General features: G+C 54.0%; 20 protein-coding genes. 15 read left to right on the top strand and 5 right to left on the bottom strand.

The genetic code is table 11. The features are described 5' to 3' along the window. Positions 1-14: 14 nt before the first annotated feature. Both JJB07_RS00215 and JJB07_RS00220 read right to left on the bottom strand, forming a co-directional pair. The gene (locus JJB07_RS00215) at positions 15-590 is read right to left on the bottom strand and encodes a GNAT family N-acetyltransferase (RefSeq protein WP_347338301.1); all 576 of its coding nucleotides are present in this window, start codon (positions 588-590) and stop codon (positions 15-17) included. After that, the gene (locus JJB07_RS00220; RefSeq protein WP_201630167.1) at positions 568-1,617 is read right to left on the bottom strand and encodes a LacI family DNA-binding transcriptional regulator; all 1,050 of its coding nucleotides are present in this window, start codon (positions 1,615-1,617) and stop codon (positions 568-570) included. Before JJB07_RS00220 ends, JJB07_RS00215 begins: the two co-directional genes overlap by 23 nt. Positions 1,618-1,813: 196 nt before the next feature. Between JJB07_RS00220 and JJB07_RS00225 the strand changes: the two genes are divergently transcribed. The 9 genes from JJB07_RS00225 to JJB07_RS00265 all read left to right on the top strand — a co-directional run bounded on the left by JJB07_RS00225 (position 1,814) and on the right by JJB07_RS00265 (position 12,261). Then, entirely contained in the window at positions 1,814-2,914 is a 1,101-nt protein-coding gene (locus JJB07_RS00225) for a Gfo/Idh/MocA family oxidoreductase (protein WP_201630169.1), read from the top strand. A gap of 5 nt (positions 2,915-2,919) precedes the next feature. Next, positions 2,920-3,660 carry a ThuA domain-containing protein gene (locus JJB07_RS00230; RefSeq protein WP_201630171.1) on the top strand — a complete coding sequence of 247 codons (741 nt, stop codon included), beginning with the start codon at positions 2,920-2,922 and terminating at the stop codon, positions 3,658-3,660. Further along, positions 3,657-4,625 carry a sugar phosphate isomerase/epimerase family protein gene (locus JJB07_RS00235; RefSeq protein ID WP_201630173.1) on the top strand — a complete coding sequence of 323 codons (969 nt, stop codon included), beginning with the start codon at positions 3,657-3,659 and terminating at the stop codon, positions 4,623-4,625. Before JJB07_RS00230 ends, JJB07_RS00235 begins: the two co-directional genes overlap by 4 nt. A gap of 123 nt (positions 4,626-4,748) precedes the next feature. Then, positions 4,749-5,342: a histidine phosphatase family protein gene (locus tag JJB07_RS00240; protein ID WP_201630175.1), complete on the top strand. Its 594-nt coding sequence runs from the start codon at positions 4,749-4,751 to the stop codon at positions 5,340-5,342. A gap of 198 nt (positions 5,343-5,540) precedes the next feature. Continuing rightward, positions 5,541-7,850: an RNA polymerase recycling motor HelD gene (helD, locus tag JJB07_RS00245; protein ID WP_283809031.1), complete on the top strand. Its 2,310-nt coding sequence runs from the start codon at positions 5,541-5,543 to the stop codon at positions 7,848-7,850. Positions 7,851-8,181: 331 nt separating this feature from the next. After that, a complete protein-coding gene (locus JJB07_RS00250) occupies positions 8,182-10,899 on the top strand; it encodes a methyl-accepting chemotaxis protein (RefSeq protein ID WP_201630179.1) in 2,718 nt (905 codons plus the stop codon). 18 nt (positions 10,900-10,917) lie between these two features. Then, positions 10,918-11,169: a hypothetical protein gene (locus tag JJB07_RS00255; protein ID WP_201630181.1), complete on the top strand. Its 252-nt coding sequence runs from the start codon at positions 10,918-10,920 to the stop codon at positions 11,167-11,169. Between the two features lie 147 nt (positions 11,170-11,316). Then, on the top strand, positions 11,317-11,943 hold the full coding sequence (locus JJB07_RS00260; RefSeq protein ID WP_201630183.1) for a nitroreductase family protein: 627 nt from the start codon (positions 11,317-11,319) through the stop codon (positions 11,941-11,943). Between the two features lie 30 nt (positions 11,944-11,973). Further along, complete coding sequence (locus JJB07_RS00265; protein ID WP_201630184.1) at positions 11,974-12,261, top strand: WXG100 family type VII secretion target; 288 nt, start codon at positions 11,974-11,976, stop codon at positions 12,259-12,261. 107 nt (positions 12,262-12,368) lie between these two features. On the opposite strand, the gene gerQ is transcribed toward JJB07_RS00265, so the two are convergent. Together gerQ and JJB07_RS00275 are read right to left on the bottom strand one after the other, a co-directional pair. Further along, complete coding sequence (gerQ, locus tag JJB07_RS00270; protein WP_430727211.1) at positions 12,369-12,788, bottom strand: spore coat protein GerQ; 420 nt, start codon at positions 12,786-12,788, stop codon at positions 12,369-12,371. 96 nt (positions 12,789-12,884) lie between these two features. Then, positions 12,885-13,346, bottom strand: coding sequence for a cell wall hydrolase (locus JJB07_RS00275; RefSeq protein ID WP_201630185.1), 462 nt, complete (start codon positions 13,344-13,346; stop codon positions 12,885-12,887). A gap of 405 nt (positions 13,347-13,751) precedes the next feature. Between JJB07_RS00275 and abc-f the strand changes: the two genes are divergently transcribed. From abc-f to tyrS, 6 genes are all read left to right on the top strand, one after another. Then, positions 13,752-15,473, top strand: a complete 1,722-nt coding sequence (gene abc-f, locus JJB07_RS00280) for a ribosomal protection-like ABC-F family protein (protein WP_201630186.1) — start codon at positions 13,752-13,754, stop codon at positions 15,471-15,473. 79 nt (positions 15,474-15,552) lie between these two features. After that, positions 15,553-16,740 carry an RpnC/YadD family protein gene (locus tag JJB07_RS00285; protein WP_201630187.1) on the top strand — a complete coding sequence of 396 codons (1,188 nt, stop codon included), beginning with the start codon at positions 15,553-15,555 and terminating at the stop codon, positions 16,738-16,740. A gap of 111 nt (positions 16,741-16,851) precedes the next feature. Then, positions 16,852-18,114, top strand: coding sequence for an extracellular solute-binding protein (locus JJB07_RS00290; RefSeq protein ID WP_201630188.1), 1,263 nt, complete (start codon positions 16,852-16,854; stop codon positions 18,112-18,114). After that, entirely contained in the window at positions 18,071-18,976 is a 906-nt protein-coding gene (locus JJB07_RS00295; RefSeq protein ID WP_201630189.1) for a carbohydrate ABC transporter permease, read from the top strand. The genes JJB07_RS00290 and JJB07_RS00295 overlap by 44 nt, the downstream gene beginning before the upstream one ends. Next, positions 18,973-19,806, top strand: a complete 834-nt coding sequence (locus tag JJB07_RS00300; RefSeq protein ID WP_201630191.1) for an ABC transporter permease subunit — start codon at positions 18,973-18,975, stop codon at positions 19,804-19,806. Before JJB07_RS00295 ends, JJB07_RS00300 begins: the two co-directional genes overlap by 4 nt. An 85-nt stretch (positions 19,807-19,891) precedes the next feature. Next, complete coding sequence (gene tyrS / locus JJB07_RS00305) at positions 19,892-21,139, top strand: tyrosine--tRNA ligase (protein WP_236587530.1); 1,248 nt, start codon at positions 19,892-19,894, stop codon at positions 21,137-21,139. Between the two features lie 70 nt (positions 21,140-21,209). On the opposite strand, the gene JJB07_RS00310 is transcribed toward tyrS, so the two are convergent. Then, positions 21,210-22,286, bottom strand: coding sequence for a hypothetical protein (locus JJB07_RS00310; protein ID WP_201630192.1), 1,077 nt, complete (start codon positions 22,284-22,286; stop codon positions 21,210-21,212). Positions 22,287-22,357 lie beyond the last annotated feature (71 nt).

The following is a 22,357-nucleotide window of genomic DNA, read 5'->3' on the forward strand; positions in this document are numbered from 1 at the left end:
GTGGTCTTTTTTTCTTACCTACCATCTTTCCAAGCTAGATAGTCTTTTCTCAAAAGCCCCATTACAACCCCGTCCCAGTACCGGCCGTTCATGTACCATTTGTCCCGCAGGGTGCCTTCATAGACAAACCCGTTTTTCTCCAAAACTCTTCGCGAGCCCACATTCTCCGTGGCAAACGAAGCTTCCAGCCGATTCAACGCCAACTCCTCAAATCCAAACTGCACAACCTGCTCCAAAACCTCGGTCATAACCCCCCGACCCCAAAACTCCTTCGCCAGTTCGAAGCCGATCTCGGCACTCGCAAACTTCCTGCTCAACTTATACATCAACACCGTGCCCACGAGCCGATCGTCTTCCTTGCGTGCGATGCCCCACCTGATGGAGCGCTTTTCCTTGAACTCAAGTTCGTGCATCTCGAACCGCTTCACCGCTTCCTCCATCTCCACCATCGGGTCATCGTTGTACTTCATGACTTCCAGATCGGAACCGATGGAAAAAAGAGCCCCCACATCATCCGCACGCAAGGCACGCAACCGATATCCTTCGACCTCAAACTTAGGAAAACACTCAAACGAAAACACGGAATGCACCGTCCCCTCCATCCATCATCAACCGGCGGTTTCGCACGGTCCCGCGCACGATGATCTCATGATCAATTGTTACGCTTTGCAACTCTTCCTCGCGATTCTCAATCGCTTGAAACAGCATCGTCCCCGCCGTCTTGCCAATCTCGTAGATCTGCTGCGCCACCGTCGTCAGCCCCGGAGAGACCATCCGCGAAATTTCCAGATTGTCAAACCCCATCACCGACACATGCCGCGGCACTTCCAACCCTTGCTCATGCAAAAACTTCATCGCCCCGATCGCCATCGAGTCGCTTGCGGCATACACCGCCGTCAGATGCGGCATCTTGGCATAGAGCTTCGCCATCGCTTCATACCCGGCGTCAAACGACATCTCCGAATACACCACATTCTGCTCCGACGTCGGCAACTCATGAGCCGCCATCGCCCCCAAAAACCCTTCATACCGTTCCCTACCGGCAATCGGTGCGTGTGTCGGGCCGCTGATGAACCCGATGTCTTGGTGCCCGTTTTGAATCAAAAAAGCGGTCGCCTCGTAGCTCGCCTGGTAATCATTCACCCGCACCGACGGGAGATTCCACTCACGTCCCTCCGTCGAGGCGAGGATGACGGGGATCTTCAGGGCTTCGAAATTTTTTTGATAAAACTCCGTGATTTCGGTACTCGCAAAGATCAGTCCGTCCACTTTCATCTTGACGAAGTTTTTGACGTATTCGAGAAAACGTTCTTCGTTCTGAATGGTGTTGCCGATGATCACCGTGTACCGGTTGGAGAGGGCGACCTCTTCGATCCCGGACAGCATCTCGGCGTAATAGGAATTTCGTATATCGGGAATCATCGTGACGATGACTTTGCTGCGGTTGTCACGAAGCCCGGATGCAAACGGATTCGGAGCGTACCCGAGCTCTTCTATCACTTGCAGGACGCGCTCTCGCATCTCTTGGTTCACCGATTCCGGGTTGTTGAACACGCGGGAGACGGTGGAGATGGAGACGTTCGCTTTTTTCGCCACATCGCGAATCGATGGATTCATCCTGGACACCTCTTCTTCACTTACTGAGATCAATGTACCTGAAAGCAGAGCCTGGGAGCAAGCAAGGAGTTGACAAAAGATTCGAGATATGAGAAGTTTTTATCGAGAAAACGTTTTCTCGTCGTTTCTCCAGTGACGTGAACCTTGCTTATCGAATACCAAGAAAACGTTACCTATAGACTTTGGAGGGATCGAAGTGACCCAAAAGCTGAGAGTTGGCATGATTGGTTGCAATGGCATTGCCCGAGGAAAACACCTGCCGAGCTTGCAGAAGCTGCCGGAGGTGGAATTGGTCGCTTTTTGTGACGTTGTAGAGAGTGCAGCGGTCGCCGCGAGAGAGCAGTTCGGCGCTGCAGATGCGAAGGTCTATGTAGACTATCGGGAACTTCTGCTCGATGCCTCCATCGACGTTGTACATATCTGCACCCCGAACGACACGCACGCCGAGATCACCGTCGCGGCGCTGGAAGCGGGCAAGCACGTCATGTGCGAAAAACCGATGGACAAAACGGTGCAAGGTGCCAAAGCGATGGTCGAGGCCGCACGTCGCACCGGCAAGAAATTGTCGATCGGCTACCAAAACCGCTTCCGCAGCGACAGCCGCTATCTGCACGAAATTTGTGAGCGGGGCGACTTGGGCCACATTTATTTTGCCAAGGCGCACGCGATTCGTCGCCGAGCCGTGCCGACGTGGGGTGTTTTTTTAGATGAAGAAAAGCAAGGCGGCGGTCCGCTGATCGACATCGGGACGCATGCGCTGGACCTGACGCTGTGGATGATGAACAACTACAAGCCGAAAATGGTCGTCGGCACCACGCATCATCAACTCGGCAAGATGAAAAACGCCGCCAACGCGTGGGGACCGTGGGACCCGGAGAAATTCACGGTGGAGGACTCCGCGTTTGGATTCATCGTCATGCACGACGGCGCGACCATCGTCTTGGAATCGAGCTGGGCGTTGAACACGCTGCAAACCGGAGAAGCGAAATGCACGCTCAGCGGAACCAAGGGCGGTGCGGACATGCTGGACGGACTGCGCATCAACGGGGAAGACCTCGGTCGTCTGTACACCCGCCATGTAGAGCTGGAAGGCAAGGGCGTTGACTTCTACGACGGCGCGACGGAGAGCGCGGCCGATTTGGAAGCGAGACTTTGGATTCAGTCGATCCTCGAAGACACAGAGCCGGTCGTCAAACCGGAGGAGGCGCTCGTCGTCACCGAAATCTTGCAAGCGATCTATGATTCGGCCAAAACCGGCGAGGCCGTGTACTTCGATGAAAATGGGCAAAGGAGATGACGGCAATGAGCGCAGGGATTCGTGTCACCGTCTGGAATGAATACCGCCATGAACTGAAAAATCCCACGGTGGCGGAGATTTACCCGAACGGCATTCACAATGCCATCGCGAGCCCGCTTCGTGAGCAAGGCTTTGAAGTGCGCACCGCCACGCTTGACGAACCGCAACACGGCTTGACCGACGACGTGCTGAACGACACCGACGTTCTCGTCTGGTGGGGCCATATCGCGCATGACGAAGTGAGCGAGGAGATCGTCGCCAAAGTGGTGGAACGCGTCTGGAAAGGCATGGGGCTGATCGTCTTGCACTCCGGCCATTTCTCGAAAGTGTTCAAAAAACTGATGGGCACGTCCTGCGACCTGAAATGGCGGGAAGCGGGTGAGCGCGAACGACTGTGGGTCGTCGATCCGACGCATCCGATCGTCAGCGGCATCGGCGAGTACATCGAATTGGAGCACGAAGAGATGTACGGCGAGCATTTCGACATCCCGGCTCCGGATGAGTTGGTGTTGGTCTCGTGGTTTACAGGCGGCGAAGTGTTCCGCAGCGGATGCACGTTCCGCCGGGGCAGCGGCAAGATTTTTTACTTCCGTCCCGGTCATGAGACGCATCCGACGTACCACCACGAACAGGTGCAAAAAGTCATCGCCAATGCGGTGAACTGGGCGCACTCCACGCAAGGGCCGACGCCTGTGTACGGCAATGCGAAACCGCTCGAAGCGCTGGCAACGGAGGAATCGAAATGAAACTGGGCGTATTCATGGTGTTGTTCGGCGATCGATCCTTCACTGAAGCACTCGATTACGTAGCGCAAAGCGGACTGGTCACGGTCGAGATCGGCACCGGCGGCTATCCGGGCAAGGCACACTGCGACCCCGCCGAACTGCTCGCGGACAAAGCGAAACTTCGCGAGTTCGCACAGGCCGTGCAAGATCGCGGTCTGGAAATTTCGGCGCTGAGCTGCCACGGCAACCCGTTGCATCCCAACCAAGAGATCGCCAAGCAGTATCATCAAGACTTCGAGAACACCGTCCGCCTCGCCGAAGAGTTGGGCGGCTTGCAAGTCATCACGTTCTCCGGTTGCCCGGGCGAATCGGATACCTCGCAGAACCCCGTCTGGGTGACTTGCCCATGGCCGGAGGAATTCACGCAAGTTCTCAACTGGCAATGGAACGAAAAAGTGATCCCGTACTGGTCTGCCCAGCATGAGTTTTTGAAAAAACACGGTGTCCGTGTCGCCATCGAAGCACATCCGGGCTTCGTGGTGTACAACACCGAAACGATGCTGCGACTTCGCGAGGAGTGCGGCGACACGATCGGGATGAACTTCGACCCGAGCCACCTGTTCTGGCAAGGCATGGACCCGGTGGCGTGCATCAAGGAACTGGGGCAGAAGCAAGCGATCTTCCACGTGCACGCGAAGGACACGGCGTTCGACGACCGCAACATGGCGTTGCAAGGCGTCCTCGACACGAAGAGCTACCGTCAAGAATTGCAGCGCTCCTGGATTTTCCGAACGGTCGGCTACGGACACGGTGAAAAAACCTGGCGTGACATCGTCTCCGCCCTGCAATTGGTCGGGTATAACGGGACGCTGAGCATCGAGCACGAAGACAGCTTGATGGCGGTCGAGGAGGGCTTCCAGAAAGCAGTCTCCTTCTTGAAGCAACAGGTGATTCGGGAGAAGCTTGATAACGTTTGGTGGACGTAGGCACTAAAAAAGACCTTCAACGGCGTTGCTGTTGAAGGTCTTTTTTCATCAAAGCAGGGAAAAGCACACCCACAGCGAATACGTACCTCCCTGCCTAAAAACTGGAATCCAAGAGGTGTACTCATGCAAATTCTGCTCATCCGCCACGGCGAATCCGAAGCGGACATTCTCAAAGTCCACGAAGGCCGTGCCGACTATCCGATGACCGACCGAGGCCGTGCCCAAGCGCGCAAAATGGCCCGGCACGTTCTCGAAAAATTCCCGCCCGACATCATCTGGGCGAGCACGCTCAAACGAGCCAGCGAAACTGCCGAGATCCTCCAGTCCGCAATCAACTGCCCGATCCATTTCCTTGATGAACTCCGCGAGCACAACAACGGCAACCTCGCCGGCCAGCCGGATCACATCGGTCCGTTCCCGTGGGAGTTGCAACCGCATGAGAAGCACGGCGAGATCGGCGAATCGCACATCGAATTCCGTGGACGCGCCGAACAGGTCTTCTCCTACATTCGAAACCAAAGCCAAGATCACAAGCGCATCGCCATCGTCTGCCACGGCGGCATGATCTCGCGCCTCATGGAGAGCTTCCTGCAAACGCCCGTCGTCCAAAACCTCTGGACCCTCTCCGGCGACACCGCGATCCACCTGATCGAATTCACCCCAAGGGGCCGCCTCATCCACTTCACCAACAACACCAACCACCTGAACGACGAATAAAAAAAGGCCAACAAAAAAAAACGGAGCCCGCTTGCGCGACTCCGTTTTCACATACATATTGAAAAGCAAAAAGCCTCATGCTAAAATGAGGAATGGTATCTTTTTACTACGGTATTACGTTATAAAAGACCTACTATAATGATACCACATACAACGCACGTCTGTCAACCTTTGCAAAAAGGAGTGGTTCCATTGAGCATGCCCGAACAAGAAATACGAGCCGAACAACAACGGGTGGAGAAGGTCGTCACCGAAATTGACGGCCGAATCAAGACCCTGACCAAGCAACTCGGAGAGGCGAGAGCGGACATCGTGGAGATCCGCAACAACTTCTGGGACGACGTCACCGTGAATTTCGACGAGCCGGACGACATCATCGAGACGTACGCGGTGCTCAAGCAACAAGCGGAAGTCCTCTCAGAACGGGAACGCAGTCACCGGCATGCCCAGAACCAACTCAAGAAACTCATGCGCCTGCAGCAATCCCCGTACTTCGGACGCATCGACTTCACCGAAGGCGGCTCAGACAACACGGACCGCATCTACCTGGGCATCGGCTCTTTGCTGAACGAAACGGACGATGAATTTCTCGTCTACGATTGGCGGGCGCCGGTTTCCAGTCTCTACTACGACTACCCGCCGGGACCTGCCGAGTACGAAACTCCCGACGGCACCGTCCACGGAGAACTCGAACTCAAGCGCCAATACATCATCCGCGACGGGCACATCCAAAGTTTATTTGACACGGGAGTGACGATCGGCGACGAACTGCTGCAAGAAGTGCTCGGCAAACACTCCGACTCGCAGATGAAAAGCATCGTCGCCACGATCCAACGCGAGCAAAACCAGATCATCCGCAACACCACGAGCCGCCTCCTGATCGTCCAAGGAGCGGCGGGAAGCGGCAAAACGTCCGCAGCCCTGCAACGGGTCGCGTACTTGCTCTACCGCTTCCGAGGAGCCCTGACCGCCGATCAGATCGTGCTGTTCTCTCCAAACACCATGTTCAACTCCTACGTCTCGACCGTTTTGCCGGAGCTTGGCGAAGAGAACATGCAACAAACGACGTTCATCGAATACCTCGAACACCGTCTCGGCCGTGAATTCAACATCGAAGACCCGCTGACCCAGATGGAGTATGTCCTCACCGCCATGCAGGAGTCGGGCTATGAGGCACGCATCGCCGGCATTACCTACAAATCGACCACGAACTTCCTGCACGTCTTGGAACGCTATGTGGAGCACCTCGGCTCGCAAGGACTGGTCTTCAAAAATATCCGGTTCCGCGGCGAACTGCTTCTTTCGTCCGACCGCATTCGCGAGCAATTTTACTCCTACGAACCGTCGCTTCCGATTCCCAATCGCATGCGTCTGCTTGCCGATTGGTTGCAAGAAGAACTCAAGGAACTCGGGCGTAAAGAATTGAAAAAAGACTGGGTCGACGAAGAAATCGAACTCCTCGACACAGACTCCTATCTCAAAGCCTACCAACGCCTGCGCAAGAAAAACCGCTTCACCGAAAACTCCTTCGACGACCACAAGCGTGAACGGGACCAACTCGCCTACATGGTCGTCCAAGAGCGTTTCAAAAAACTTCGCTCCGGCGTCAAGCGCCTGCGCTTCGTCGACATTCCGGGCGTATTCCGTCATCTGTTCTCCGACCCAGAGCTTGCGAGACAGTTGATGGATGGAAACCTCCCGGCGCACTGGGAGGAATTTGCCGCCCAAACGGTTGAACTCGTTCGCGAAGCGAACCTCGCCTACGAGGACGCAACGCCGTACCTGTACTTGAAGGAACGACTCGAAGGCTTCCAAACCAACAACTCGATTCGCCATGTCTTCTTGGACGAAGCGCAAGACTACTCACCGTTCCAATTCGCGTTCCTCAAGCGCCTGTTCCCGCGTGCGAAGATGACGGTGCTCGGCGATTTCAACCAAGCGATCTACGCCCATGCCAACCAGAACTCTTCGTTTGAATGGCTCTCCACGCTCTACGGCTCGGAGGAGACGGAGATGATCGTGCTGACGAAGAGCTACCGTTCCACCCGTCAGATCGTGGAGTTCACGAAAACCATGCTGCCAAACGGCAACAACATTGAGCCGTTCAATCGCTCCGGCTCCGAACCGACGGTGCTCCAACTGCCGGACAAAGCCACGCTGGCCGCTCAAGTCACCGACCGCGTCTTGCAACTGCAGGCGCAAGGTCACAGCACCATCGGTATCATCTGCAAAACGGCCGTCGAGAGCCAAGAAGCCTATGACGTGCTGAAGGAACACCTCTCCCTGCGCTTGATCACGCAAGAGAGTGGCTCTTTTGAAGCCGGCACCCAAGTCATCCCCGCGTATCTCGCCAAGGGAGTCGAGTTCGACGCCGTCATTATCTACAACGCTTCCCAGGAACAATACGGACGAGAAAGCGAGCGCAAATTGTTCTACACCGCTTGCACCCGAGCCATGCACGACCTGCACATCTACTATGTAGGCGAAAAAAGTCCGTTTTTGCCGTAGACATGTATCTCTCAAAAATAAGGTAATCCAGAAGAAGTTGGACAACGTTTCATAGACATAATGTCGCAATCAAGTAACAAAAGCCCCTGGTACTCAACGTACCGGGGGCTTCTTTGATGAGTTTTGAGGGGGCGTTTTCCATTGGGTGATCTTCCATTATTTAATCATGTCACATAATGTTCATATTTGATAAGATGCACCTCTGAACTTTATTGAACTAGGAGGATTGATCTTGACTAACTCCGTTTTTCGAAACATCTTAGCCTCTGTCCTTATTTTTCTTATCACAATCTCTATCATCCCATCGCAAGCTTGGGCCTATTATGTCAACATGGAAACCATGACGCCTGTTGTTCCGGTGTACAGAAACCCGGCACCGATTCCTACGATGATTGGCGACTACAACCAGCGCGTCAATGCAGAGGTTTCCATGTGGAACGTGTGTAACACCAACCATGACCAAAAAGGCATGGACCTTGCACACGCCCAAGCGGACAAACTCCGTGCGGCCATCGCAGCCCTCAATGCGGGGCAGACGCCGCAACCCTTCACTGTAGACGATCTTGACTACCAGATGATCGCACAAGCGTATTACCACAACGCCAACACCGATGCGACCATTCTCTCTACGACCTCTTCCAACGTACAAAAACTCTTTTCGCAAATTACATCCTTGACCCCAGACCTGCAAACTCCCCCCACGACCACGACCACGACTTCGAGCGACCCGTACATCGGTCCGACCACCAGCGGATTCCCGGTCGACAAGCAAATGGTCATGAACAAGATCAAGTACTCCCTCGCGCTGGCTCGAAAAGACAACGCGACCATGACCCAAGCAGCCAATGACAACGTTACCTTGCTCGCCAAGGGTGGCACAATTGGCCCGGAACTCACGTTGGATCAGGGCATCGACCGATTATTGCTCGAATCCTCCTCACCACCCGTTTACGTTACGCCGGGCTACCCGAGTTTGAACAAAGCAAACAAAGGCGTACTCCTCTCCAAACTCGCGATTGACGTGGCCGGGTACAAAACAGATTTCACCGGCTTGATTAACGCGTCCAAACAGTTGGACGGCTTGCTTCCGAATCCGTCGGTTACCGTGCCGCAGACGTACGCAGATGGGTTGGACACCATGCTGTATTTCAATGAGCAATCCTGGCAGGGGATCTCCGAAATCTCAGGTCCACTACCCGGCACAATCTCCACGGTTGACGAGTATAACCAGATCATCACCGCCGAAGTAGAGACGTACAACGAAGCGAAGGCGATCAACGACCAAGAAGCAATGGCCGAAGCGCACTACCAAGCAGAAAAAATGCGTGGCCTCATCAACTTTAACATGGTCGGCTATTCACAAGAGGACGAAGAAGACTTGCAACAGCGCATCCGCGCAGAAGGCAAACTCTACATGTCCACGACCAATCCAAACATTCAATCCCAATCTCATGCGAACGCTGATTTCATGCGCAATCAATTGAGCATCGTGCAGATGACACCGCTGAAAGTCAGTTCGTACAACTTCGGAATTGACCGCCAGATGATCGTGAACAAGATTAAGTTTATGATCGCCAAAGCGACCAACGACCAAGCGACGATGAGCCGTGTGTCTTCGGACAACTTGACCTTGCAAAATCAGGGCGGTACAATCCGCTCGGAGATGACGTTGCCGCAAGCATTGCAACATTTGCAAGCGGAGTCTGCAACGGTCCCGATCACGGTCACAGCAGGTCATCACAGTGCCAACGAGATTGCTCGCAACACGATCTTGTACCGCGTGGCGTATGCCATCAACCAAGCCACCATGAACCAGAATGGCATGTTGCTGATGTCGGACAAGATCTACAAACTGAACCAGTTCAGCGCGTTCGACGTGGGCGGAACGTTCGAAAACGACCTGTCGAGCCTAGTATCCGTCAACACCCAAGATTTCCAAAAGGGTTTGGAAACCAACGAAGATCTCGACAAGGCGATCCAACAAATGACCAACGGCATCAACCAGATGTTGGTCGGGATTGACGAGATGAACAAGTCGATCAACGATATGATTATTGCCGTTGATCAAATGAATGCCGCAGTTGCACAAATGAACGTAGGAATTTCCGATGCCGTTGTGGGCATCAACCAAATGACAGATAACATCGCCTCTGTGAACCAAGGACTCAACCAGATGAACGCGGCTATATCTTCGATGAATGCGGCCGTTTCCCAAGTGAACTCAACTGGATCGTCCATGTCCGGCTCTGCCAGCGACGTATCGGGATTGAAGACCTCCCTCGGGTACGATGACAGCTACGGGGCTCCAGATGATGGTATGCTCAGCACCCTGTGGGGCTATGTCAAAGACTTCATGGGCGTCGACGAAATCCGCAACTCCTGGAATATTCTCATCGCATCCGGCAGTTCAGCTGCCGATCGTGCGAAAGCAGTAGCCATCCTCGTTCTCGACCTTGGACTCGACATCACGATGTTTACCGGGGGAGGGGAGATTGGCAAAGGCATCTGGGAACTTGCCAAAGCGGGAGAATGGTTCGGAGGCAAACTTGCTGCCGAATCCGCAGCTAAGCAAGCCGCAATCAAAGCAACCGCATACGAAAACCCATATGAACTCCTGCGCGAATTCAACATTCCGACCACGCTCTCCCAGGACGAAATCACACTTTCCAACCAAATCGGTTTACGCATGCAGTTGAACAACCCGACGGTTATGGGCAAACTAACGTATAATGGAAACAGCACATGGACTTCCTCTGGGGGCCTCATCTATGGGGAAGACAAGGCGTTCGGCAACCGTGTCAACCACGTATTAGCCCACTTCTCTGAGAATACAGCGAAATCTACACACACTGTTTTTAGCTTGGATCGCAACCAGATTCTCCCCCTGCTTGACGAAGCATGGGCGAAGAAAGGGGCACCGCTTGCGACTGATTCGTCCGTCTATATGGTCAACATGGGCCGCGTAATCGGGACGAATGGTGAGCGGTCTTTGAAATTGGTGGTCAGACCGGGTACCAACCAAGTGATCACGGCGTATCCCGTGCCGTAAGAGAGGTGTGACAGGACAGTGGAATTTTTCAAAGACCGTGTCATGTGCCCCCGTTGTGAGGGGGCAGGCAATGTTTACGAAGTGGAAATTGTCGAACTGAACAAGAGATTCCTGATCTGCGATGAAACGGACTGTTCTTGGGAAGCCGAGGACGACGTGCGCGCCGACAACTGGATGTATATTTTCGAGCGTTTAGAAAAACGCTACGGTGTGACCTATGAATCTGTAAAGTTTCAAAACATCAACTACGATTGGTGGAAACGCAGATAAACAAGAGAGACCTCCTTTTTCCAAAAAGGAGGTCTCTTTTTTCATAAGTTCTACCCGAACGATTATGAAATAACTTACAGACAACCTCTACAATACGCAGTATCATGGAACTAGTAACTATGACCTGTCACAATGGGGGTTGTTCACATGGGTGATTTTCAAAACATCGTCAAAACCCGCCGTTCCGCGAACAAATTCGTAGAAGGCATTGAGATTCCGCGTTCGGAGTTCGAAGACATCTTCAACGTCGTCAAATTCGGTCCGTCTGCATTCAATTTGCAGCACGCCCACTTCTTGGTCGTCGATGACCCGGAATTGAAAGACGGCGTCTACCAAGCCGCGTACCAACAATACAAAGTAAAAACCGCCTCGGCCGTCATCGCCGTCCTCGGCGACACGCTCGCGTACCAGAACGCCCCGGAGATTTACGAAGGACTGCGCAAGCTCGGCGTTCTCTCGCAAGGGGAGTACGACGAAACCATCGGTGCAATCAACGGAACTTACGAAGGCAACGGTCCGGTGTTCCAACGGGAAGAAGCGATCCGAAACGCCTCGCTTGCCGCGATGCTGTTCATGCTGACCGCCAAAGACCGCGGTTGGGACACCTGCCCGATGATCGGCTTCGTGCCCGATCAGCTCAAAGCAGTCCTCAACATCCCGGACCGCTACGTTCCGGTCATGTTGATCACCGTCGGCAAAGAGGACATCTCCTCCCTTCGCCCGCGCGGCTATCGCAAACCGGTCGGGGAGTTTGTCTCCTTCAACAAGCTCTAAGACAAGTAGAAACTGTCAGGAGGGACTTCCATGCAAATTTCTGTCGATTCCGAGCAATTACATAGCACCGGTGATTCGTTTGGCACCATCGTACAGGAGATCAAAGGCACGATCTCTTCGCTGAATTCGGCGGCGAATACGGCCTCCTCCGGCTGGTCGGGGTCTTCGCATACGGCGTTCCACGATCTCTGGACGAAGTTGCACAGTTCGCTGGATCTCTTGAGCTCCGCGATGGGCGACATCTCCGGCAACTTGCACGCGGCCGGCACCGCGTATTCGACAACCGAAAGCACCATCGCCAAGTCCGCCGGGAAGTAACATCGTCCTGCGCAGGGAACAGAGCCCTGCAAAGAGCCCGGCTATGAGAAAAGGCCCTCCACCAAAAATAGGTGGGGGCCTTTTTTTTTGCATGGTTTTTTTCAGTACTATCCTTGGGTCAGTTGCCCTTGTACGCTCGCGGGCAGTTTCGGAGCGATGTAGACGATCGGGCCGTCGAACTCGATCCAGTCGAGGTTGATCATCTGGAACACATAGCGCTTGCCGGTTTGCGGGTCGGAGATGATGATGTGGTCACGACCTGCCGTCTCGATACGCCCACGGACCACTTTGGCGTTCCATTGGGAGTTGTTTTCAAACGTCAGGTAGATCGTCGCGATCTTGCCGTGGTTGAAACGCAAGATGTTCTCGATGTAGGACTCCTCGCCGGGACCACCGATCGGGTTCGGAATGTCGGTGGTCGGTCCCATCGGTCCGTCTTGCTGTTGTTGCGGGTAGCCCATGCCGGGAGCCATCGGCATGCCAGGCATTTGCATCGGCATGGCGACCGGATGATACATGGGATTCATCGGAGCCGAAGACATCCGGTAGTATCCACGTTGGGAAGAAGATTGAGAGCAGGGGGAATTCATGTACATGGTTTCTATCTCTCCTTCATAATCGATCTAGGCGAAGTGTGGGCAATGCTGATACGTCGGCTGGTAGAAGCAATGTGCTTTGAAACGGCCGACATATTGTGCATTGCGGGTGGGCCAGTAGGGGGTGATGCAGACGTTGTGATTGATATACTTGGGGTTCATGTACCACAGCGACCGGGTGGCGGGCCATAAGCGCATGCCGTCGATTGCTTTTTCGGCGAGTCGGACGTCGGCGTTGCGTGCCTTGCGGTAGAACGTGGGCTTCTCGACCGCTTCAAACATAAAATGACGGCATGTCGGGCAATAGCGCTGGTTGATCATCTGTGTGATCGTTCGCATCCCTTTAAAGTCGGAGCAATTCGCACGCACGCGGTTGACGCCGACATTGCCGACCATCAACATGCCTTGGGACAATTCACCCTCTGCTTCCGCTCGCATCAAGCGCGCCAACAAACGCACTTCCGGTGCGGTTCTTCTGATAACCGCCATGGGGTCCACCTCCAAATCTCTACACCTTCAAGGTATTAAAAAACGGGCAATCGGGAACTTGGCCTATCCGCCCATTTTTTTGAGCGTTGTAAAAAAACGTCAGATGTCATATACTAGGAACAACTACGAACCGAAGGGTGGCCTTACTTACACGACATGGATCATTCTGTATGCTAACTGACCCGAACTTCAAAGGTCTGAATGCATACGCGGCTCCGAAATCTGAGGAGCGGTGGGACGGGATAGCTCTGTCCAGAATCCATGATACGGTGTAAGGGAAGCGACCTCTTTTTTATTGCCTAAAAAGGTCCTATTCTGCCGTGGATTCATGCGTATGCATGTCCACGGCTTTTTGATGTTCGCTACTGTGAAGTGAACCCCAAAAACGAAGGGACTGACCGCTTTATGATGTTGTTGCAAACTGTGAACCTGAGTCAATCGTATGGCATCCGCGAGGTGCTCAAACATATCGAAGTTGAAATTCATACCGGAGACCGCATTGGTCTCGTCGGACGCAACGGCGAGGGCAAATCGACGTTGATGCGAATACTCGCCGGAGAGGAGACCCCGGAGGAGGGGAGTGTTTCTTTTTACGGACGGGTTGCGTATGTAGCGCAATCGCTGGAAGGATTCGAGGAGCAGACCGTTTCCGATTGGCTTGCCGCTCAGAACCTTACCGTGACGACTGCGGCCGCGAAGGAGATGGGACTGCGCGACCACATCTGGGATTTGCCGATCGCGAATCTGAGTGGCGGCGAACAGACCAAAGTTGCCCTACTCGCAGCCCTCAGCACCCAGCCGGACTTACTCCTGCTCGACGAGCCGACCAACCACCTCGACCTCGACGCCGTTCAACTCTTGGAAAAAAAGCTCCGATCCGCGAAAGTATCATTGCTTGTCATCTCTCATGACCGCCGCTTCCTCGACAACGTAACCAACCAAACGTGGGCGTTGAAAGCCTGCGAAATCACTCCCTATCCGGGCAACTACTCCCAGTACGCCGCCTGGGTGACATCAGAAGAAGAGCGCATCGAGCACAACTACCAAGAGTACCTCAAAGAACGCGACCACCTCGAAGAAGCGATTGAACGCAAACGCCAATGGGCAACCAAAGGGGAAAAGGGCCGCAAAGCCACCGATTCTTTTGCCAGAAACCTCAAAGCGGGCGACAAAGCAACGGCTGCCAACATGTTCAGCAAAGCGAAGGCTATGGAAAAACGCCTCGAACAACTGGAACCGCAGGAAAAACCGGAGAACAAATTGGTGGCGAAGGTGAAGTTCTTGGAGATCGAGACTTCCGAGCGACCGTTGCTCTTGCGTGGAGAGGACGTAACGTTCGGCTATGAAGACCGTACGATCCTCAACCGTGTGAATTTCGAAGTCAACAAAAACGACCGCATCGCACTCGTCGGACCCAACGGGACGGGCAAGAGTACGCTCTTGAAACTGCTGACCGGTCAACTCCAAGGAGAGCGTGGGAACATCCGGGTGACGCCGACCGCGACGCTTGGGTATTTTGATCAGGTGTTTGATGCACTGAATTTGGATCGGACGTTGCTCGATGATCTGTTGTACCTCCCGAAGATGGACAACACGACAGCACGGCTTTTCCTAGGGTCGTTCCTGTTCCGAGGAGATGAGGTGTTCCGCAAGCTCTCGACGTTGAGCTATGGGGAACGCGTGCGGTATGTGTTTGTGAAATTGATCCTCAGTCGTTTCAACACGCTGATTCTCGACGAGCCGTCTAACCATTTGGACATCATGACTCGCGAAAAATTAGAAGAGGCGTTGGATGATTATCCGGGCGCTTTCATCGTGGCGTCGCACGACCGCTATTTCTTGGAGAAGATGACCAACAAAGTCTGGGAGATTCGCGACGGACAATTGATCGTTCACCCGATGGGCTTCCAAGAATACATGGAACGCAAGAGCAAACCAGCCCTTGCCCCCAGCAAGAAAGAAATCAAAAAACAATTGCAAGACGAACTCCTCCTGTTGGAAACGCGCATCTCGCAACTTTCATTCGAACTGACGACCGCTACAGATGCCGTGGCCAAACAACAGTTAGACACAGAATTTATCTCCCTGTCCCGCCAAGCCAATCAAATTCGGATGCAACTGCGATAACTTGTTTCACGTGGAACACAAGATGTGTTACAATATGTATCAAGAGGTAGTGGGGGCAATCTTGCTACGGAGGTGTTCCATGTCAGCGCTGCAAACTCGAAAAGTCAAAGTGCATGTGGGGAGCAAACGACCTCATCCTGTCAAAGCGGATGAGTCGCTCAAAACCTTGTTTCACTTGTCTTCAAGACCGATCGTCGATCTCTTGAACGGATTGTTTGGCGAGGCGTTTAACCCGGAGTCTGCGCAGGTAGAATCGTTGAATACGGAGTTCATCGATGGGGAGATGGATGCCATGTATGCAGATTCTCGAATTCGGGTTACGACGGAGCAGGAAACCAAGGAGTTTCACATCGAATTTCAAACCAAGAATGACGCGATGATGATCATTCGTATGTTTGAGTACGGCTTCCAAGCGGCCAAGGGAGGTTCGCAAAAAGTAGAGGAGGGAATCGTGATTCGCTTTCCCCCTCAACTTGTGATATATCTAGAGCATGGGCCGTTACGGACGGATGAGATCTCCTGTATTGTTCAGTTTCCGCCGTATGAAGCCGGGAACCAGTATGAGTACCGAGTCCCTGTGAAACGGTTTTGGGAATTCACTGACGAAGACTTTACGGGGGACTTGTATGCGTTGATTCCCTTTCAAGTCTTCACATTTCGCAAAGTGATCTCCAGCATCGTGCAGGATCAGGGCTTGTCAGATCAGGAAAAAAAGCTATTCGTACACCGTGAACTGGCAAGGTTGAAGGAATGTATCGAACAGAGTCATGAATACATTCTGGCTGTGCATCGGCAGCGCAAGATCACAGAAGATGATGTGAACAAAATGTCTACCGTCATCTACAACCTCAGTCGTCACTTGTATAACAAGTTTGAACCCTATTACGAGTCATTTTTCGTGGAGGTGGAGCAAATGGTAAAATCCATGATCGACATGAAACTCCTCAAACAAGCGAAAGAAGTAGCCATGAACGAAGGCAGAATGCTAGGCATCAAAGAAGGAAAGTCCGAAGGTTTAAAAGAAGGCAAACTTCAAGGTCTTATGGAAGGCAAGCTCCAAGGTCTTATGGAAGGCAAAACCCAAGGCCTTATGGAGGGCAAACACGAGATGCTGCTCTCTCAATTCTCCCAGCGAAACTTCTTGGACGACCAAATGAGGGCCTTCATCCTCGGGGTATCAGACGAGGAGATGATTCAAAAACTCTCGTCCCTGATTCTTACCGCATCCTCAAAGCAAGAAATCCTGCAAGGGATTCAAGCTGAATAAAAGAGTCCGCATCAAGCCCCCCTCTTGTGAACGCAGGAGGGGGGCTTTTCTTGTCTTTTTGGGGAACAATGATGGAAGGATTATACACGAATACGAAGGGAGTTCATGCCCTTGCAAAGCTCCACTGCTTGGAAAGCGATTGCCACCACGCTCGTCCTGACCTCCCTCGTAGGCTGTTCATCGAGCAGTTCATCCGACTCGGCCTCGGGCACCCAGACCATCAACGCTTGGATCATGGGCGACGGAACTTGGAAGGACTTCTACAGCAAACTCGCCGACCAATTTCACCAAGAGAACCCGGACATCCAAGTCAAACTCGACTTCATCCCGTGGGACCAAGGCCACGACAAACTCATCACCGCGGCCGCCTCTGACGCCGGCCCGGACGTCACCACCGACGGCGGCCGCTGGACAACGGAACTCGCCGTCATGGGAGCCCTCGAACCACTCGATGACTTCCTGAACGACACCTATAAAAAAGACTTCGTCGACGCCGCCTGGGAAACGACCCAATGGAAAGGCCGCACATGGGGAATCCCCCAAGGCTTCACGACCACCGCTCTGTTCTACCGCACCGACTGGCTGCAACAAGCAGGCTACGACCATCCACCCAAGAACTGGGCGGAATTCGAAGATCTCGCCAAGAAAATGACCCACAACCACCACTACGGCTTCGCTCTCGTCGGCGACAATTCGATGGATACGACGATGTTCTGGACCCCGTTCCTCTGGCAAAACGGCGGCGAACTCCTGTCCAAAGATTTGAAAAAAGCCACCTTCAACTCCTACGCCGGCATCCAAGCGCTCCAATTCTACGTCGATCTCTACCGCAAAGACCATGCCGCGCCAGACTCAGCTCTCAGCACCAAGCGCAACGACGCGAACAAACTGTTCACCAACGGCATCGCCGGGATGACGACGACCGGACCGTGGTTTTTTTCCGAAATCAAGCGAGACAAACCCGACCTCCCCTTCGCCGTCGCACCGTACCCGGTGGGCAAACAAGCCGCAACACTCGCCACCACCGACCACATCGTCATGCTGAAATCTGCAAAAAACAAACAAGCCTGCTGGAAGTGGATCGACTTTGTCACCAACCCGCAAAACTCCCAAGCTTGGAACCAAACCATCGGCTTCATCCCGTACCGCAAATCCGGCCTTGCAGCCCTCGCCAACACAAGCGACCCAAACTTCAAAGTCCTACTCAACGAGGTACAAAACGCCCATGCTTACCCCACGCTTCCGGATTGGCCGCAAATCGACGACGAAATCGCCAACGCTGTCCAAACGGCGTTGGCGGGCAAGAAAGCGCCGAAGGAGGCGCTGGACGATGCGGCCAAGAAAGTTGACGAGATTCTGGCGCAATCGAACTAACGCCTCAGCCTACCTCTTTCTCGCGCCTGCCCTGCTCATTCTGGGGCTGGTCATCCTCTACCCGTTGTTGAACACGCTGTGGCTTTCGTTCCAGCACAAAGTCTTGATCCGCCCGGATCAGGATTCTTTTGTCGGGCTCCAAAACTATGCAAAAGTACTCGCCGATCCGGATGTACGAGCGGCGGCGTCGCATACGATTCTCTTCACACTCTGCTCGGTGGGGATGAAGGTGGTGCTCGGAATGCTGGGAGCGCTCCTTCTGAATGTAAAAATGCGCGGAGCCGGCTGGGTTCGCACGCTCTACATGCTCCCGTGGTTGGTTCCTTCGGTCGTTGCTTCTCTCGTCTGGCGTTGGATTTTCAACGACCCGTTCGGCATCGCCAACACACTGCTGCAATCGTTCGGAGGGCCTGCGGTGAATTGGCTTGGGCAGGACACGACTGCAATGTTTGCTGTGATTCTCGTGGACATCTGGCGCGGGTTGCCGCTGATGACGTTGCTACTGCTTGCAGGACTGCAAATGATTCCACGTGAAACATTGGAGGCGGCGATGATCGACGGAGCGCATGCCGGGCAGCGCTTTTGGCGCGTGGTTCTGCCGATGATGCGACCGACGTTGATCATGGCGGGGACGTTGTCGTTGATCGGAACTTTCAACTCGTTCAACATCGTCTACGTCATGACAGGCGGCGGTCCGGCGCATGCGACTGAGATTTTGGTAACGTACGTGTTCCGCCTTGCGTTCCAAAAATTCAACTTCGGTTATGCGGGGACGCTGGCTGTATGGATCATCGTACTGCTCACGATACTTACCGGCATCTACAACCGCCTGTTGCGCGAAAGAGGGGAGGGAGACGCGTGAGACTGCGGAGAATTTTTTTCACCATCTCTTGGTGGGTGGCGGCGATTCTCTTTGTCGCGTTTCTGGCGTTTCCGGTGCTGTGGATGCTCTCCACTTCGCTCAAGCCTTCGGGGGAGATCTTTCACATCCCGCCGACATGGATTCCCGAGCATCCCACGCTCCATTCGTTTACAACGCTGTGGCAAAAAGGCAACTTCTTGCGATACCTGGGCAACTCCATCCTCGTGGCCTTGGCGACGACCGGGATCGCCGTCGTAGTCGCAAGCATGGCAGGGTACGCATTCGCCCGTCTGCCGTTCGTCGGGAGAAAAAGCGTTCTGTTCGGCATCTTGGCGGCGCAGATGATTCCCGGCGTGCTGTTTCTGCTCCCGATCTTCATGCTCATGAAGCAGTTGGGGTTGCTGAACTCGTATCTGGGCTTGATCTTGGCGAACGTGACGTTTGCGTTGCCGTTTGCAATCTGGATGATGTACGGGTTTTACAAGCACATCCCCGCCGAGATCGAAGAGGCCGCTTGGGTGGACGGCGCGGGATTTGGCGGGACTTATTTTCGCGTGGTCTTGCCGATGGGGAGGCCGGGGTTGTTGTCTTGTGCGATCTTTTGCTTTTTGAGTTCGTGGGATGAATTTGTGTTCGCGCTGGCTTTGAATACTCGGGATGAACTGCGAACGATGCCGGTGGGGCTGTACAATTTCGTCGGGCAGTACGGAATCGAGTGGAACTATCTGATGGCCGGTGCTTTGCTCGTTACGATTCCGGCGATGATCTTTTTTGCGCTGTTTCAAAAACAGATCTTGTCAGGCTTTGCGGCCGGTGCGGTCAAGGGGTGATCGCCCGGCCGTTTTTTGACAATTAGGGGTCTGAGGTGCTAGTATTTTGAGTATATATGTACATTGATCGAATGAGGTGGAGACGTTGGCAGAAGAAGTGAAAAGAGACCCGGCTGTCGAGGCAGAAGTAGCTCGTCAGATGGAAGTGTTAACCCGCGGCGCAGCCGAGGTCATCCCGGTTGAGGACTTGGAGAAAAAAGTCCGCAAAAGCATCAAAACGGGCAAGCAATTGACCGTAAAACTCGGCATCGACCCGACCGGCGCAGACCTGACCTTGGGTCACACGGTCGTCCTGCAGAAACTCCGCCATTTCCAAGACATGGGCCACAAAGTCCAGCTCTTGATCGGGGACTTCACCGGCATGATCGGGGACCCGACCGACCGCACCGAAGCGCGTAAGCAACTGACCCGCGAGGAAGTGTTGGAGAACGCGGCGACGTTCAAGGAGCAGGCGTTCAAAGTACTGGACACCGATCCGGCGAAGATCGAAGTCATGTACAACTCCGATTGGCTCAGCAAGCTGAACTTCGCAGACGTGCTCGAACTCGCGTCCAAGATGACCGTCGCACGGATGCTTGAACGCGACGACTTCAAGAAGCGCTACGAAGGCAAGATGCCGATCTCGCTGCACGAGTTCATGTACCCGCTGATGCAGGGATACGATTCGGTCGCGATGAAGTGCGACGTGGAAATCGGCGGCACCGACCAGACGTTCAACGTCCTCATGGGTCGCATGTTGCAAGAAAAGGACGGCCAAGAGCCGCAAGTCGTCATCACCATGCCGCTGTTGGTAGGTCTCGACGGCGTGAAGAAAATGGGCAAGTCCGCCGGCAACTACATCGGCGTGACGGAAGGCGCAAACGAGCAATACGGCAAGACGATGTCGATCCCGGACCATCTGATCGCTTCCTACTTCGAACTGGTCACCGACGTTCCGGTCGTCGAAGTGAAAGCCATCAAGCAAGGCTTGGAAGACAAATCTCTGCATCCGCGTGATGCCAAGATGGCGCTCGGTCGTGCGATCGTCACCAAGTACCACGGGGAAGAAGCGGCGCAGGAAGCGGAGAACTACTTCAAGACCGTGTTCCAGAACCGTGAAATTCCGGAAGACCTCCCGGAGTACGAAGTGGAGCCGGGCACGAAGTGGATCGTCGCTCTGCTGACGGAATTGAAGCTCGCTCCGTCCAACGGCGAAGCGCGCCGCCTGATCCAACAGGGCGGTCTGAAAATCAACTCCGAGAAAATCGAAGACCCGCAACTGCAACTTGACGTCGAGGACGGCATGATCCTCCAAGCCGGCAAGCGCAAGTTCGCCAAGTTGATTGTGAAATAAGTGAGTGAAGTATGAAAAAGAGCCCCTATCCTCTGCGGAGGAGGGGCTTTTTTTCTGATTTTCTATTTTTCTAGAGCTCGAAGCACTCCAAGCTTTGCAAGAGAACCGGCAGACGCTCCGCAATCGCTTCTCGGGTGCCGTATCGAATCGTCGTCTCCATGTTGAGGTCTTGCTGTTGCAAGAGGGAGTAGTGGCGGTACACGAGGCTCAGGAGCATGAAGAAATGCTCGCCGTTGATCCGTTTGCGACGCTCCAGATCTCCGTCGCTGTAGGCATCGAGGAAGCCGTCTGCGATGGCTGTCAACTGCGTGCGATAGAGATGGAAATTGTGCCGCTCATACCGCGGTGCTTTGTGAAAGGACGGGAACAAGTTCCTGTAACAATTCAAAAAGTTCCCCGCAAACACCATGTTGCTGTACGCCAACGGCAACGGGTCGATGATCCGCACACGCCCCTCTGCCAAGACGAGATTCTCCGGCGACAGGTCGCGGTTGGTCAGCACGATCAACTCGTCATCTGTAAGACGGTTGGCCGCAACTCCTTCAAACGTCCGCAACACCGCATCACGGGCGAACGACAGCTCCGAGTCGAGCAACGCCTGCAATTCTTCCCGGTACTCCGCAATCTCCTCCCGCAAGTTCGCATGAGCATCGCCGGGGGCCGCACCGTGAATTTTTTCCCCATCCCATTCGAGGAACCCAAACCCCTGAACCTCCACCGGCACCCCATCCACCGCACGGAAGTACACCCCGATCTGCTTCCCGACCTCGTACGCACCCTCTGTATCCAAAGCGGACAATTGCACAGTCGGTCCCGCGTACGATTCGATCGTGAACGTCAAGTGCTCCGAAACGTGGTAGAAAAAGTCCTCCGGGCACACGCCCGGTTGGACTTTGTTTGCGTAGGCGTAGTACAACTGTTGCGCGCCGTATTCCGAGCGGAACAGTTTTTCATCATAGCGCAGGGGCTTGCAATAAGACTCTTCCTTTTGAAAACGCAACACCATCTGACGTCCGTCTGCCAGTTGAAGCAGGTAGGCGATGTGCCACGCACCTTCTCCCAACTCCTTCACGTCGAATTCCGGAGACGTTAGCGCCGGAAGTCCGGCAATCTGCAGGGCGTCGGCAATTTTTGAAGACAACGGCAAGAGAATTCCTCCCTTATTACTTGGGAATATATTCCCAACAATTTATCACACTACTAGGAATGGTGCAATGA

It is taken from the genome of Tumebacillus amylolyticus (genome assembly GCF_016722965.1).
Classification (GTDB): domain Bacteria; phylum Bacillota; class Bacilli; order Tumebacillales; family Tumebacillaceae; genus Tumebacillus; species Tumebacillus amylolyticus.